This is a genomic window from Mizugakiibacter sediminis (genome assembly GCF_000953855.2).
GTDB lineage: Bacteria > Pseudomonadota > Gammaproteobacteria > Xanthomonadales > Rhodanobacteraceae > Mizugakiibacter > Mizugakiibacter sediminis.
Genome location: NZ_DF970185.1, coordinates 1 through 13153, shown reverse-complemented (window position 1 = coordinate 13153; position 13153 = coordinate 1). Strand labels below are relative to the sequence as shown.

Annotated in this window: 14 protein-coding genes; 7 read left to right on the top strand and 7 right to left on the bottom strand. The window is 73.5% G+C overall.

Annotated elements, in window-relative coordinates:
- The 3 genes from MBSD_RS15405 to bioC all read left to right on the top strand — a co-directional run.
- Positions 1-219 (top strand): aminotransferase class I/II-fold pyridoxal phosphate-dependent enzyme (locus tag MBSD_RS15405; protein WP_336603254.1); only part of this gene is annotated, 219 nt, incomplete at its 5' end.
- Between the two features lie 7 nt (positions 220-226).
- Positions 227-1000, top strand: coding sequence for a pimeloyl-ACP methyl ester esterase BioH (gene bioH, locus MBSD_RS07085; protein ID WP_062536396.1), 774 nt, complete (start codon positions 227-229; stop codon positions 998-1000).
- A 58-nt stretch (positions 1001-1058) separates the two neighbouring features.
- A complete protein-coding gene (gene bioC / locus MBSD_RS07080) occupies positions 1059-1946 on the top strand; it encodes a malonyl-ACP O-methyltransferase BioC (RefSeq protein WP_062536394.1) in 888 nt (295 codons plus the stop codon).
- Positions 1947-1958: 12 nt separating this feature from the next.
- Here the strand turns inward: bioC and MBSD_RS07075 are convergent, their stop codons facing one another.
- From MBSD_RS07075 to MBSD_RS07060, 4 genes are all read right to left on the bottom strand, one after another.
- The gene (locus MBSD_RS07075; RefSeq protein WP_062536392.1) at positions 1959-2999 is read right to left on the bottom strand and encodes a YncE family protein; all 1041 of its coding nucleotides are present in this window, start codon (positions 2997-2999) and stop codon (positions 1959-1961) included.
- A gap of 122 nt (positions 3000-3121) precedes the next feature.
- Positions 3122-3949: a transporter family protein gene (locus tag MBSD_RS07070; RefSeq protein WP_062536390.1), complete on the bottom strand. Its 828-nt coding sequence runs from the start codon at positions 3947-3949 to the stop codon at positions 3122-3124.
- Positions 3950-4029: 80 nt separating this feature from the next.
- Positions 4030-4737 (bottom strand): hypothetical protein, encoded by a 708-nt coding sequence (locus MBSD_RS07065; RefSeq protein ID WP_062536389.1) that lies wholly within the window; start codon positions 4735-4737, stop codon positions 4030-4032.
- Between the two features lie 263 nt (positions 4738-5000).
- Positions 5001-5573: a DNA-3-methyladenine glycosylase I gene (locus tag MBSD_RS07060; protein WP_062536387.1), complete on the bottom strand. Its 573-nt coding sequence runs from the start codon at positions 5571-5573 to the stop codon at positions 5001-5003.
- Between the two features lie 276 nt (positions 5574-5849).
- On the opposite strand from MBSD_RS07060, the gene MBSD_RS07055 reads away from it, so the two are divergent.
- On the top strand, positions 5850-6836 hold the full coding sequence (locus MBSD_RS07055; protein WP_062536385.1) for a multidrug resistance efflux transporter family protein: 987 nt from the start codon (positions 5850-5852) through the stop codon (positions 6834-6836).
- 7 nt (positions 6837-6843) lie between these two features.
- Here the strand turns inward: MBSD_RS07055 and MBSD_RS07050 are convergent, their stop codons facing one another.
- Together MBSD_RS07050 and MBSD_RS07045 are read right to left on the bottom strand one after the other, a co-directional pair.
- Entirely contained in the window at positions 6844-7392 is a 549-nt protein-coding gene (locus tag MBSD_RS07050) for a cytochrome b (RefSeq protein WP_062536401.1), read from the bottom strand.
- A gap of 120 nt (positions 7393-7512) precedes the next feature.
- Entirely contained in the window at positions 7513-7920 is a 408-nt protein-coding gene (locus MBSD_RS07045) for a ketosteroid isomerase-related protein (RefSeq protein WP_062536383.1), read from the bottom strand.
- Between the two features lie 81 nt (positions 7921-8001).
- Between MBSD_RS07045 and MBSD_RS07040 the strand changes: the two genes are divergently transcribed.
- On the top strand, positions 8002-8880 hold the full coding sequence (locus MBSD_RS07040) for a DMT family transporter (protein ID WP_082306539.1): 879 nt from the start codon (positions 8002-8004) through the stop codon (positions 8878-8880).
- 208 nt (positions 8881-9088) lie between these two features.
- Here the strand turns inward: MBSD_RS07040 and MBSD_RS07035 are convergent, their stop codons facing one another.
- Positions 9089-10042 carry a pyridoxal-phosphate dependent enzyme gene (locus MBSD_RS07035; RefSeq protein ID WP_062536381.1) on the bottom strand — a complete coding sequence of 318 codons (954 nt, stop codon included), beginning with the start codon at positions 10040-10042 and terminating at the stop codon, positions 9089-9091.
- A gap of 102 nt (positions 10043-10144) precedes the next feature.
- On the opposite strand from MBSD_RS07035, the gene pepN reads away from it, so the two are divergent.
- The gene (gene pepN, locus MBSD_RS07030; RefSeq protein WP_062536379.1) at positions 10145-12805 is read left to right on the top strand and encodes an aminopeptidase N; all 2661 of its coding nucleotides are present in this window, start codon (positions 10145-10147) and stop codon (positions 12803-12805) included.
- Between the two features lie 79 nt (positions 12806-12884).
- Positions 12885-13153 (top strand): hypothetical protein (locus MBSD_RS07025; RefSeq protein ID WP_148667829.1); only part of this gene is annotated, 269 nt, incomplete at its 3' end.

The following is a 13153-nucleotide window of genomic DNA, read 5'->3' as shown; positions in this document are numbered from 1 at the left end:
CCGGTGCTGGTCGGCGACAGCGGCGCCGCGCTGGCCGCCGCCGCCGCGCTGGAGGCCGCCGGTTTCTACGTGCCGGCGATCCGCCCGCCGACCGTGCCGCAGGGCAAGGCGCGCCTGCGCGTCACCTTGTCCGCCGCGCACGCGCCGGCCGACGTCGAGCGCCTGCTCGACGCGCTGGCGGCGGCGCTGCGCGCGATCGGCACCGCTGCGAAAACCTGAAAGACGCATGCCCGAACTGTTCATCGAAAAACGCGGCCGCGGCGCCGCGCAGGTGGTGCTGATCCACGGCTGGGCGATGCACGGCGGCGTGTTCGCGCCGCTGGTGACCGCGCTGGAAGCGCGCTGCACGCTGCACGTGGTCGACCTGCCCGGTCACGGCCGTTCGCGCGACTGCGGTCTGCCGCTGGAAGCCGGCGCCTGCGCGCGGCTGATCGCCGCGCGCACGCCGCCGGCGCTGTGGCTGGGCTGGTCGCTGGGCGGCCTGGTGGCGCTGACCGCCGCGCTCGAACACGCGCAGCAGGTGCGCGCGCTGGCGATGCTGTGCGCCTCGCCGCGCTTCGCCCGCGGCGAGGACTGGCCGCACGGCGTCGAGCGCGAGGTGATCGCGCAGCTCGGCCGCGACCTCGACCGCGACTACCGCGGCACGCTGGAACGCTTCCTCGCCCTGGAGACGCTGGGCAGCGAACGCGCGCGCGAAGAGTTGCGCCAGCTGCGCGCCGACCTGTACGCGCGCGGCGAGCCCGATCCGCGCGTGCTGCACGAAGGCCTGGCGATGCTCGACGCGACCGACCTGCGCGCGCGCCTGCCCGAGCTGACGCGCCCCAGCGCCTGGATCGCCGGCCGCCGCGACCGTCTGATCCCGTGGGCCGGCATGGCGTGGAGCGCCGAGCAGTGCGAAGGCGGCTTCGCCTGCCTCGAGCACGCCGGCCACGCGCCGTTCCTCGGTTACGCCGACGCCGTGGTCGAGGCGCTCGAGCCGCTGCTGGCCGAGGCCGCATGAACGTCACCGCCCGCCGGCGCGCACGACCGCGCCGCGTCTGCCCGCAAGGAACGGCCGCATGAGCGAGGCCCATCTCGATCGCCGCCAGGTGCGCCGCGCGTTCGCGCGCGCCGCGCGCAGCTACGAACGCCACGACGCGTTGCAGCGCGAGGTCGGCGCGCGCCTGCGCGAGCGGCTGGCGATGCTGGACGCGCCGCCGGCGCGCGTGCTCGACGTCGGCGCCGGCACCGGCGCCGGCACCGCGGCGCTGAAACGGGCGTTTTCCCACGCCGAAGTGATCGCGCTCGACCTCGCCCTGCCGATGCTGCGCGCGGCGAAGGCGCACCGCAGCTGGCGCCGGCCGTTCGCGCGCGTGTGCGCCGACGCGCAGGCGCTGCCGCTGGCGGACCGCAGCGTCGACCTGCTGCATTCCAATCTGTGCATCCAGTGGATCGACGATCCCGCGCCGCTGTTCGCCGAATGGCTGCGCGTGCTGAAGCCGGGCGGCCTGATGCTGCTGTCGACGTTCGGCCCGGACACGCTGATCGAGCTGCGCCAGGCCTGGGCCAGCGCCGACGGCACGCATCCGCACGTCGGCCGCTTCCTCGACATGCACGACCTCGGCGACGCCGCGCTGAACGCCGGCTTCCGCGATCCGGTGCTGAGCGTCGAGCGCTTCACGCTCACCTATCCCGATCCGCAGGCGCTGCTGCGCGAACTGAAGGGCCTCGGCGCCACCAACGCCGATGCCGCGCGCGAACGCGGCCTGACCGGCAAGGCGCGCTTCCGGCGCATGCTCGAGGCCTACGAGGCGCTGCGCGTCGACGGCCGCGTGCCGTCCACCTGGGAGGTGGTGTACCTGCACGCCTGGGGCCCGCCGGAAGGCCAGCCGCGCCGCGTGCGCGGCGCGGAGATCGCCACCTTCTCGCCCGACAAGCTGCGCGGCTCGCGGCGCGGCGCCGGCTGAGCGCGGCGCGATTCAGCGCGCCACCGGCCGGCCGACCACCAGCACGACGAAGCTGCCCGGCACCATCGCCTGCAGACGCGCCCCGTCGGCCGGCACGACCGTCGCCGCCGACAGATAGACATTGCCGCTGACCGGATCGAGCGCCAGCGTGCGCGCGCTCGGCTGCGTCGGCACCTCGGCGACGACGCGATAATGGTCGGCGTCGTCCTGGTGCACCACGGTGAGCGTGCCGCTCGCCCCGTTCGAGCTGTAAACCAGGCCGCGCGCCGCGTCGAAGGCGACGCCATCCGGCCCGTCGCCGATCGGCAGCGCGGCGACGGCGTGGCCGTCGGCGGCATCCGTCACCACCATGCGCCGGTTGCGGCACACCGAGAACAGGCGCCGGTGCAGCGGATCCAGTGCGAGCCCGGTCGGGTCCACGCAGTCGCGCAGCGGCCACTCCGCCAGCAGCCTGAGGCGCAGCGGATCGAGCACCGCGAGGTGTCCTTTGTCTTCGATGTTCACGTAGATGCGGCCGCGCCCGTCGCCGACCGCGAATTCCGGCTTGCCGGACAGCGCCAGCCTGCCGACGATCTTGCCGCCGGCGGCGTCGATCGCGGTGACGTCGCGGCTGCGGCCATTGAAGGTGAGCACGCGCGCGGACGGCGCGTCGTAGACGATCGCATCGGGATTGCCGCCGACGTCCGCCAGCGTGGCCGTGACTTCGAGCGTCGCCGTGTCGAACACGCGCACCGCGTCGCCGCGGCCATCGCTGATCCAGCCGCGCCGCAGCGCCGGCGCCAGCGCGACGCCGTGTACGCCGGACAGGCCGCCGATCGTGCCGAGCACGCGGTCGCTGTCGGCGTCCATCACCACCACGCGGTCGCCGTGGCTGACGTACAGACGGCGGCCGGCCGCGTCCAGCGTCAGGTAGTCCCAGCCGCCCTCGCCGCCGAGGCGGTAGCGGTGCAGCACGCGGTAGCCGTCGGCGGCGCGCGGCGCCACCCATGCCAGCGCCGCCGCCGCGAATGCGGCGATCGCCGCCGCCGTGATGGCCCTCGCACCCGCGCGCATCCTCGTTCCTCCGCAGCCGCGCGGGCAGCCTAGGCGACGCGACTTAGCGTTCGCTTAGCCGCACGGCAAACGGCGACGGGGCCCGCAGGCCCCATCGCGCGTCCCGACGCGCGGACGGCGGCTCAGAACGTGTACTTGACGTTGGCGCCCGCGCCCCAGTCCGGACTGCCGTCGGCGAAGCCGCCCAGCACGTAGGCCTGCACGGCCCAGGCGTCGCCGATGCGGTGGTTCCAGTAGGCGGTCGCCTCGCTCTGCCGGAAGCCGGCGTCGGAGATCTTCTCGCGGTAGTAGTAGTACACGCCGATGTTGTCGGCCTCGTCCAGCTTGTAGCCGGTGCCGAGGTTGGCGTTCCAGCCGTTGTTCAGCGGGATGAAGTCGGAGCTGCCGTAGCGGGTGTAGCCGACGCCGCCGAACACCGTCCACGCGCCGAAGCCCTTGTACAGGTCGACGTTCAGGCCGTAGTCGTTCTTGCCGGTGCCGAGGCCCTTGTTCTCGTCGGCGGTGCCGAACTTGACCTTGCCGGTGACGTCGACGCCGAACTGCGCGGCGGCGTCGGTGTAGGCCTGCAGGGTGGCCTGCGCGACCACGTCGCCGAGGCCGGACGCGGAGCCGGTGGTCACGGTGGACGGCGGCGTCGGCACGCCGCCGCGGCCGCGGCCGCGTCCCCGCGGATTGGTGTTCTGCACCTGGCCGATGCCGGGGATGACGTTGCTGGCGCCGCTGATGCTGACGTACGGCACGGTCAGCTTGAACGACCACGGCCCGGCGGCGTAGCCGAAACCGAACGGCACGTCCCAGATGTCGGTGGAGGTGTCGGTGCCGTACTTGCCGGAGGTGTAGTCGACGCCGGCGGAGACGACGAACTTGCCGTCGTCGGCGGCGTGCGCGGCGGACGCCGCGAAAACGAGCAGACCGAGGGCGAGCAGATCGCGAAGGCGAAGCTGGATCATGTTGCAGGGTCCTTGCACAGGGAACGGCGCGGACGCCCGGCGGCCGTCCGCGCGACGGATCGGGCGGAGAGCGGCCGCGCTCAGCCGCCCGGACGGCCGGCGTGGTCGGGACGCTCGGGGCGTTCCGGACGCTGCGGGCGTTCGGGACGATCCGGGCGCGCCGGATGCTCGGGGCGATCGGCCTTGGCGACCTGGCCGGCGCTGTCCGGCTTGCCGTGGTCGAGGCCGGCCTGGCTCTTGTCGGTGTGCGAGGCGCTGACGATGGCGCCGAGCTTGACGCCCAGCGTCTTGGCGATCTGGCCCCAGCCTTGTCCGTCGGCGCGCAGCGCCAGCACGCCCTTGAGATCCTGCGTGCTGCCGTCGGCGAGCGTGACGGTGCCGCCGTTCAGCGCCGCCTCGATCTGCGCGGCGGTGGGGGCGGTGATGCCGAGCTTGGCCAGCTCGTCCTTGGCCAGCGCCAGCGCGATGTCGACCTCGCCGTAGCCCATCTTGCCGGTCGCCGGCTGGAAGGTGGTGGCGCTGGTCGTGGTGGTGCCGTCCGGATTCGTGACGCTGGTGTTCAAGGTGATCGACGTGCCGTCGCGCAGGCCGTCCACCAGCGCCCGCGCGTTGGCGTCGGAACCGGCGAAGCCGCCGTAGGCGGCGGCGAGCTTGCCGGCTTCGGTGTTGCCGGTCGCCGCGGGCGGCGGCGTCGGCTCGGTGGTGCCGTCGGCGTAGGCCTGCGCGCCGAGCGCGCCGAGCAGCGCGGCGCAAAGCAGGGACAGCGCGAAACGTGGCTTGCTGTTCATGGCGAGCGTTCTCCGTGACATGGCGAGCGCATGGCTCGAGGCGAACCTGGAGCGCAGCCGCCCCCTGCCCGGGCCGCGTCTTCTCCATCCTCGACCGCCGCAACCGTCGCGCACAATGGGGGTGCGTCACGGCGTTCAGTCCGTGTTTCTCGAGTCCGCGGAACGGCCGCGCAAATCGCCAACGGCGTCGCATTTCGGCCGCGCGGCGCGCAAGCCACGGGCAAGCCGCGTTCATCCGCGGCACGCGGCGGACGCCGCGGCGATCACACCTCGTCGTGGCGGAAGCAGCCGACCAGATGGTCGTTGACCATGCCGACCGCCTGCATGAACGCGTAGCAGATGGTCGAGCCGACGAAGTGGAAGCCGTGGCGGGTGAGTTCCCGGCTCATGCGGTCGGACACCGCGGTGCGTCCCGGCACGTGGCTGGCGTGCACCCAGCGATTGACGACCGGCGCGCCGCCGACGAAGCCCCACAGCCAGGCATCCAGGCTGCCGTGATGCTCGATGATGGCCAGCGCGGCGCGCGCGTTGTCGCGCGTGGAGACGATCTTCAGGCGGTTGCGGATCAGGCCTTCGTCCTTCAGCAGCTTCTCCAGTTCGGCGTCGCGCATGCGCGCCACGCGCTCGATGTCGAAGCCGTGGAACGCCTCGCGGTAGCGCTCACGCTTGCTCAGCACGGTGCGCCACGACAGGCCGGCCTGCGCGCCTTCCAGCGTGATGAATTCGAACAGCGTGCGGTCGTCGTGCCGCGGCACGCCCCATTCGCGATCGTGGTAGTCGCGTTCCAGCGCGCTGGCCTCGGCCCACGGACAGCGCTTGCGCGGATCGGCAGTCATCCTCTCCCCCTTGGAGGAACTTCCGGCTTGCACGCCGCAGCCATGCCTCCGCGCGCGCCGGAAGCATGCTTCCGCATCCGTGGTCCCCGCTGCGCCGGGGATGCGCCGCCTCGCGCGGAAACGGCGGGCGCCGGCCGTCGCCTGCGCGGTCCTGGCGGGCCCCTCCGTCGCCGGGCCCGAGGCGCCTTTGTATACCTTTCGAGGCCGCGCTGCACGCGCCGCGGCCGCGCCGTCGCGCGCTGGCGGCCGCCGCGGCGCGTGCGGCACACTGGGCGGATGCGCGCCTCCGCCCTGCGCGCCGTGGCGCTCGGTCTCGCCTCGGCGCTGTTCTTCACGATGACCTACGTGCTCAACCGCGGCATCGTCGAAGGCGGCGGGCACTGGGCCTGGGCGGTGAGCCTGCGCTACCTGATCACCCTGCCGCTGCTGGCGGCGGTGCTGCCGTTCCAGGGCGGGCCGGGCGCGCTGCCGCGCGAGTTGGCGCAGCACCGGCGCGCCTGGCTGCTGTGGAGCGGCGTCGGCTTCTTCGTGTTCGGCAGCGGCCTGACCTGGGCCGCGGCCAGCGGTCCGGCCTGGCTGGTCGCCGGCAGCTTCCAGAGCACGGTGCTGGCCGGACCGCTGCTGGCGCCGCTGATCTATCGCGACGCGCGCGGCCGCCTGGCCTGGGCGCCGCTCGCCGTCGGCGCGCTGATCTTCGCCGGCGTGCTGGCGATGCAGCTCGGCCACGCGCGCGGTGCGTTGGATCGCGCCGGCTGGCTGGCGCTGGGCGCGGTGGTGGTCGCCGCGTTCGCCTACCCGCTCGGCAATCGCATGATCCTGCTGCATCTGGAGCGCAGCGGCACCGCGCTGAACGCGACGCAACGCGTGTTCGGCATGACGCTGGCCAGCCAGCCGTGGTGGCTCGCGCTGGCCGCGTGGGCGTGGCTGACGGCCGGGCCGCCGTCGCCGGCGGAGATCCTGCTGGCCGGCGGCGTGGCGCTGTCGTCCGGCGTGATCGCCACCATCCTGTTCTTCGCCGCCACCGCGCGCGTGCGCCACGACCCGACCGCGCTGGCCGCGGTCGAGGCGATGCAGGCGGCGGAGCTGCTGTTCTCCTGCGCGCTGGGCGCGCTGTGCCTCGGCGAGCCGTGGCCGCGCGGCGTCGCCGCGCTGGGCGCGCTGGCGGTGATCGCCGGCATCGCCCTGTTCAGCTGGCTGAGCGCGCGCGGCGCGGCGGAAGACGCGCGCGTCGCGCAGGCGCTGCGCACCGACCGCGGCGCCTAGACCGCCGCTAGAGCATGCGCTTCAGCGTGTCGTCGCGGCTGACGAAGTGGTGCCACAGCGCGGCGGCGATGTGCAGGCCGATCACCCAGTAGAAGATCTCGCCGAGCGTCTCGTGGATCTCCTCGAAGTCGTGCGCGAGTTCGTGGTTGGGCGCGGCGAGGAAGCTGGGCAGCGCGAGTCCGCCGGGGAAGTTCACGCTGCCGCCGTCGAGCTGCAGCACGACCAGGCCGAGCAGCGGCTGCACCAGCAGGAACAGGTAGAGCGCGAGATGGGTCAGCCGCCCCAGCAGCTCCATCCAGCCGGCCGGCGTCGGCGTGATCGGCGGCGTGCCGTGGCGGGCGCGCGCCCACACGCGCGGCAGCAGCAGCAGCAGCACGCCGAGCCCGGCCCAGAAGTGGTACTGCTTCAGCGCCTCGCGCAATGGCGTGCCTTTCGGCACGTAGCCCTTCAGCTCGATGAACAGGTAGGCCAGCGCGACCAGGATGAAGCCCAGCCAGTGCAGCCAGCGCACGGGCACGGCGTAGCGGGGGCGGGCGGCGGCGGCGAGGGTGGCCATGCGGTGCTCCTTGGCTTCGGGACGCGCGGCGCGCGGCGGGCGCGCGGCATCAGCAGACAATGCCGGATCCGCGCCGGCCTTGACCGCGATCAAGGCCGCCCCGCGGCATCCCGCCGCGGCTCAGGCGCCGACCTGGCGCTTCCAGTCTTCCAGATTGTAGTAGTTGGTGACGCGGGCGATGCGGCCGTCGCGGATGACGAAGAACGCGCCGGCCGGCAGCACGTAGCGCTGGCCGCGCGCCTTCGGCAGGCCGGCGTCGTCCGCCAGATACGTGCCGTGCACGGTGAATTCGGCGGCGGCGCGGCTGCCGTCCGGCGTCGCCATCACCACGATGTCCTCGAGCCGCTCGCGGTAGCAGCGCGCCATGTGCGCGAGGAAAGCCTCGAACTTGGCGCGGCCCTGCTCGCAGCCGCCCTGGTTGATGTCGTGCACCACGCGCTCGTCGAGCAGGGCCAGCATGCCGGCCCAGTCGCCGCGGTTGAAGGCGGCGTAGTACTCGTCGATCAGGGCGATGCTTTCGGCCTGCATGGCGCGCTCCGTCGGCGGATGGGGCGGTTGCGTATGATACGCGGAGCCCGCGCCGCTCCGGCGCGGCCACGCCCTGCCCCGATGCCCCGCACCGACGCCCGCCGCGGCGCGCTGTACGCGCTGATCGCGCTGACCCTGATCTGGAGCTACAACTGGATCGTGATGAAGCAGGCCCTGCAGTACTCGGGGCCGTTCGCGTTCTCGGCGCTGCGCTACGTGTTCGGCACCGCGGTGCTGTTCGGCCTGATGCTGCTGCGCCGCGAATCGCTGGCGCCGCCGCCGCTGAAGCCGGCGCTGGCGATCGGCCTGACGCAGACCGCCGGCTTCCAGGCGCTGGTGCAGCTGGCGCTGGTCGGCGGCGGCGCCGGCCGCACCGCCCTGCTCGCCTACACGATGCCGTTCTGGGTGGTGCTGCTGGCCTGGTTCGCGCTGCGCGAGCGGCCCAGCGCGCGGCAGTGGTTCTGCCTCGCGGCGGCCGCGCCGGGACTGATCTGCGTGCTGGAGCCGTGGCGCGGCCTGGGCGGCCTGCGCAGCACGGCGCTGGCGCTGGCCGGCGGCCTGAGCTGGGCGGTCAGCGTGGTACTGGCGAAGCGGCTGTTCGCGCGCGGCACGGTCGAACCGCTGCAGCTGACCGCCTGGCAGATGCTGCTCGGCACGCTGGCGCTGGTCGCGCTGGCGCTGCTGATCCCGGAGCGGCCGATCGACTGGGCGCCAAGCTACGTCGCCGCGCTGGCCTACAACGCCGTGCTGCCGTCGGGCATCGCCTGGGCGCTGTGGCTCTTCATCGTGCAGCGGCTGCCGACGCACGTCGCGGGCATGACCAGCCTCGCCGTGCCGATCACCGGCGTGCTGCTGGCCTGGGCGATCCTCGGCGAGCGTCCCGACGCAGCCGAAACCGCCGGCATCGCGCTGATCGCGGCGGCGCTGCTGACGCTCAACCTCGCGCCGCGGCGCGGCTGAGAGGCCGTGAAAAAACAGCCTCTCAGGCGCGCCATGGACGGCTCGCGCGCGAAGCGAGCGCGCAAGCGCTTGCTTCGCGGGAGTGAGTCCGGACCTGTGCCGGACTCGCGACTGAAAAAACTCACGGGAAGTGAGTTTTTCTCACAGGCTCTGAGCGCCGGCCGCGTCGGCCCGCGCCGCGATTTTGCGTCGCCTCGGCGTGTCGTGTTCAACGCCAAGGCAGCGCGTCGAGATCGACGTTGCCGCCGCTCAGCACCAGGCCGACGCGGCGGCCGGCGAAATGCTCGCGGTGGCGCAGCAGCGCCGCCAGCACGGTGGCGGAGGACGGCTCCACCACCAGCTTGAGGCGCTCCCACAGCAGGCGCATCGCGGCGATCACCTCGGCGTCGCCGACCGGCAGCACTTCGACGGCGTGCCGACGCAGCAGCGCGAAGTTCGGCTCGCCGAGGGTGCCGCGCAGGCCGTCGCAGATCGTGTCCGGCGTGAACGCGGTCCAGCGCTCGCCGCGCCGCAGCGATTCGTAGGCGTCCGCCGCGCCTTCCGGTTCCGCGGCGTAGACGCGGATCGCCGGATCGAGCCCGTGCGCGGCGATCGCGCTGCCGCCGACCAGCCCGCCGCCGCCGATCGGCGCGATCAGCGCGTCCAGCGGCCCCGCCTGGTGCAGCAGCTCCAGCGCCGCCGTGCCTTGTCCGGCGATCACGCGCGGATCGGTGTACGGGTGCACCAGCGTGGCGCCGGTGGCCGCCTGCACCTCGGCGGCCATCGCCTCGCGCGCGGCCATGGTCGGCGCGCAGGCGTGCAGCGTCGCGCCGGCGGCCTCGATCGCGGCGAGCTTGGCCTTCACCGCGCCCTGCGGCACCACCACGTGGGCGGGAATGCCGCGCGTGCGCGCCGCCAGCGCCAGCGCGGCGCCGTGGTTGCCGGAGGAATGCGTGACCACGCCGCGCCGCGCGGCGGCTTCGTCCAGCGACCACACCGCGTTGCAGGCGCCGCGGAACTTGAACGCGCCGGCGCGCTGCAGGTTCTCGCACTTGAAGACGAGCTCGGCGCCGGCCAGCGCGTCGAGGCTGCGCGAGCGCAGCACCGGGGTGACGTGCGCGTGCGCGGCGATGCGCGCGGCGGCGGCGCGGACGTGGTCGAGGGCGAGGTCGGCGGCGGTCATGTCGGTGCAGTCTAGCGCGCACGCGCCATTAACGGACGTCACAGGCGCCGTTCGGGGCAGCGTGCTAGCCTCGCGCTTTTGGCGGCACCCGCAGCATCCTCGATGATTCCTTCCGACGCTCCCGGCGCACCCGGCTCCCGTCCCGTCCTGCTCAGCGACTACCGCGCGCCCGCCTGGCGCATCGAACACGTCGAACTCGCATGCGATCTCGACATCGACGCGAGCGAGATTCGCGCCCGCCTCGCCCTGCGCCGCAACGGCGCGGGCGCCGCGCCGCTGCGCCTCGACGGCGAAGGTCTGGCGCTGCGTTCGATAAACCTCGACGGCCGCGCGCTCGAACCCGGCGAGTACATGCTCGACGCCGAGGGCCTGACCGTGCCCGGCGCGCGCGACGGCAGCGTGCTGGAGACGGTGGTGCGCGTGGAGCCGGCGAAGAACACCGCGCTCGAGGGGCTCTACCTCAGCGGCCCGCGCGAGACCGGCTTCCTGCTGACCCAGTGCGAGGCCCAGGGTTTCCGCCGCATCACCTATTGCCTCGACCGGCCGGACGTGCTGGCGCGCTACACGGTCACGCTGCGCGCCGACCGCGCGCGCTTTCCGGTGCTGCTGGCCAACGGCAACCCCGACGGCGCCGGCGCGCTGCCGGACGGCCGCCACTGGGCGCGCTTCGTCGATCCGCATCCCAAGCCGAGCTACCTGTTCGCGCTGGTGGCCGGGCGCCTCGAGCACATCGAGCGCGACTACGTCACCGCCGAGGGCCGCGCGGTCAAGCTGCGCATCTTCGCGGAAGCGGACGCGATCGGCCGCTGCGGCTACGCGCTGGACGCGCTGGAGCGCGCGATGCGCTGGGACGAGCGCGTCTACGGCCGCAACTACGACCTCGACGTGTTCCACATCGTCGCCACCCACGACTTCAACATGGGCGCGATGGAGAACAAGGGCCTCAACATCTTCAACGCCAAATACCTGCTCGCCGACCCCGACGCCACCACCGACGACGAGTACCGGCAGATCGAGGCGGTGGTCGCCCACGAGTACTTCCACAACTGGACCGGCAACCGCGTCACCTGCCGCGACTGGTTCCAGCTGTCGCTGAAGGAAGGCCTGACGGTGTTCCGCGAGCAGAGCTTCTCCGCGGACATGGGCTCGCCGGCGCTGAAGCGCATCGAGGACGTGTCCACGCTGCGCCGCGCGCAGTTTCCCGAGGACGCCGGCCCGCTGGCGCATGCGGTGCGCCCCGCGCAATACTGCGAGATCAACAATTTCTACACCGCCACCGTCTACGAGAAGGGCGCGGAACTGGTGCGCATGCTGGCCGGCCGTCTCGGCGCGGACGGCTTCCGCCGCGGCACCGACCTGTATTTCGCCCGCCACGACGGCCAGGCGGTGACGGTCGAGGATTTTCTCAAGGCGCTGGGCGACGCCAACGGTCTCGACCTGATGCCCTACCTCGACTGGTATCGCCAGGCCGGCACGCCGCGCGTGCGCGCGCGTGAGGTCTACGACGCGGCGACACGCAGCTACGCGCTGACGCTCGGCCAGCACACGCCGCCGACGCCCGGGCAGGCGCAGAAGCGGCCGCTGCCGATCCCGCTGCGCGTCGCCCTGTTCGCGCGCGACGGCCGCCTGCTGCCGCTGCGCCTCGAAGGCGAAGCCGCCGCCGCGGGCGAAGAGCGCGTGCTGGAGCTGACCGCGGCGGAGCAGACCTTCCGCTTCGTCGACGTGCCGGAGCCGCCGCTGCCGTCGCTGCTGCGCGGCTTCTCCGCGCCGGTGATCGTCGAGAGCGACGAGGCGCCGGCCGATCTCGCCTTCCGCCTGCGCCACGAATCCGACGGCTACAACCGCTGGGACGCCGGCCAGCGCCTGGCCCAGCTCGCCTTCGACGCCGCGCTGCGCGGCGGACCGGGCACGGCGCTGGTCGCCTGGTGCGAGGCGCTGGCCGCGCTGTTCGACGACGCGGCGCTGGACGCGGCGCTGCTGGCCGAGCTGCTGACGCCGCCGTCGGCGGTGGAACTGGGCGAGCGCTGCGCCGAACTCGATCCCGATGCCGTGCACGAGGCGCGCGAGACGCTGGAAAACTCGCTGGCTGCGCGCCTCGGCGCCGCGCTGGAGCCGCGTTACCGCGCGCTGCACGCGCAGGCCGACGGCACGCTCGACGCGGCCGCCCAGGCGCGACGCCGGTTGAAGCGGCGCGTGCTCGACCTGCTGTGCCGCCACGATCCGGCGCGCGGCCACGCGTCCGCGCGGCTGCAGTTCGACGGCGCGCACGGCATGACCGACCGCCTGGCCGCGCTGGCGGCGCTGGTGCGCAGCGGCGCCCGCGAGGCGGGCGACGCGCTGGCGCGTTATCGGCGCCGCTACGACGGCAACGCGCTGGCGCTGGACAAGTGGTTCGCGCTGCAGGCGCAGGTGCCGGCCGCCACCGCGCTGCAACGCGTGCAGGCCCTGATGCGCGATCCCGCCTTCACGCTGCGCAATCCGAACCGCGTCTACGCGCTGCTGCGCAGCTACGCGCAGGGCAACCCGGTCGGCTTCCATCGCGCCGACGGCGCCGCCTACTTCTGGCTGGTCGAACGGCTGCGCGAACTGGATGCGATCAATCCCTCGGTCGCGGCACGGCTCGCCACCGCCTTCAACGGCTGGCGCCGGCTGGAACCGGTGCGCCGCCGGCAGGCGCAGCAGGCGCTCGCCGCGCTCGCCGCCGACGCGCCGCGGCTGTCGCGCGACCTCGCCGACATCCTCGAGCGCACCCTGGCCGGCTGAACGGCGTAGAGTGCGAATCGCGACCGAATCCTGCCCGCGCGCGTCCTTTGCGCGAGGACCGCGTTCCCGGAGGTGCGCCATGCGATACCCGTACGTGCTCGTCGCCGCGCTGCTGCTCGCCGGCTGCGCCGTCGAGCCGAGCTACACCCACGTCAGCGGTCAAGGCGACTACTACGTCGGCCGCTCCGCCTACGGCGACGCCGACACGGTGATCGACTACGGCCGCTCGTGGAGCCCGACGTGGTGGGGCCCGGGGTTCGTCACCAATCCGTGGTACTACGCGCCGCCGCAGGTGATCGTGATCCAGGATCCGACGCGGGTCCACCGCCCGCCGGATCGCCCGCCGCC

Coding starts and splice junctions, on each gene's coding strand:
- MBSD_RS07075 (WP_062536392.1), bottom strand. CDS start 2,999: ATGCGCGCGGGTGCGAGGGCCATCACGGCGGCGGCGATCGCCGCATTC.
- MBSD_RS07040 (WP_082306539.1), top strand. CDS start 8,002: ATGCCCCGCACCGACGCCCGCCGCGGCGCGCTGTACGCGCTGATCGCG.
- pepN (WP_062536379.1), top strand. CDS start 10,145: ATGATTCCTTCCGACGCTCCCGGCGCACCCGGCTCCCGTCCCGTCCTG.
- MBSD_RS07065 (WP_062536389.1), bottom strand. CDS start 4,737: ATGAACAGCAAGCCACGTTTCGCGCTGTCCCTGCTTTGCGCCGCGCTG.
- bioH (WP_062536396.1), top strand. CDS start 227: ATGCCCGAACTGTTCATCGAAAAACGCGGCCGCGGCGCCGCGCAGGTG.
- MBSD_RS07035 (WP_062536381.1), bottom strand. CDS start 10,042: ATGACCGCCGCCGACCTCGCCCTCGACCACGTCCGCGCCGCCGCCGCG.
- MBSD_RS07070 (WP_062536390.1), bottom strand. CDS start 3,949: ATGATCCAGCTTCGCCTTCGCGATCTGCTCGCCCTCGGTCTGCTCGTT.
- bioC (WP_062536394.1), top strand. CDS start 1,059: ATGAGCGAGGCCCATCTCGATCGCCGCCAGGTGCGCCGCGCGTTCGCG.
- MBSD_RS07045 (WP_062536383.1), bottom strand. CDS start 7,920: ATGCAGGCCGAAAGCATCGCCCTGATCGACGAGTACTACGCCGCCTTC.
- MBSD_RS07050 (WP_062536401.1), bottom strand. CDS start 7,392: ATGGCCACCCTCGCCGCCGCCGCCCGCCCCCGCTACGCCGTGCCCGTG.
- MBSD_RS07060 (WP_062536387.1), bottom strand. CDS start 5,573: ATGACTGCCGATCCGCGCAAGCGCTGTCCGTGGGCCGAGGCCAGCGCG.
- MBSD_RS07055 (WP_062536385.1), top strand. CDS start 5,850: ATGCGCGCCTCCGCCCTGCGCGCCGTGGCGCTCGGTCTCGCCTCGGCG.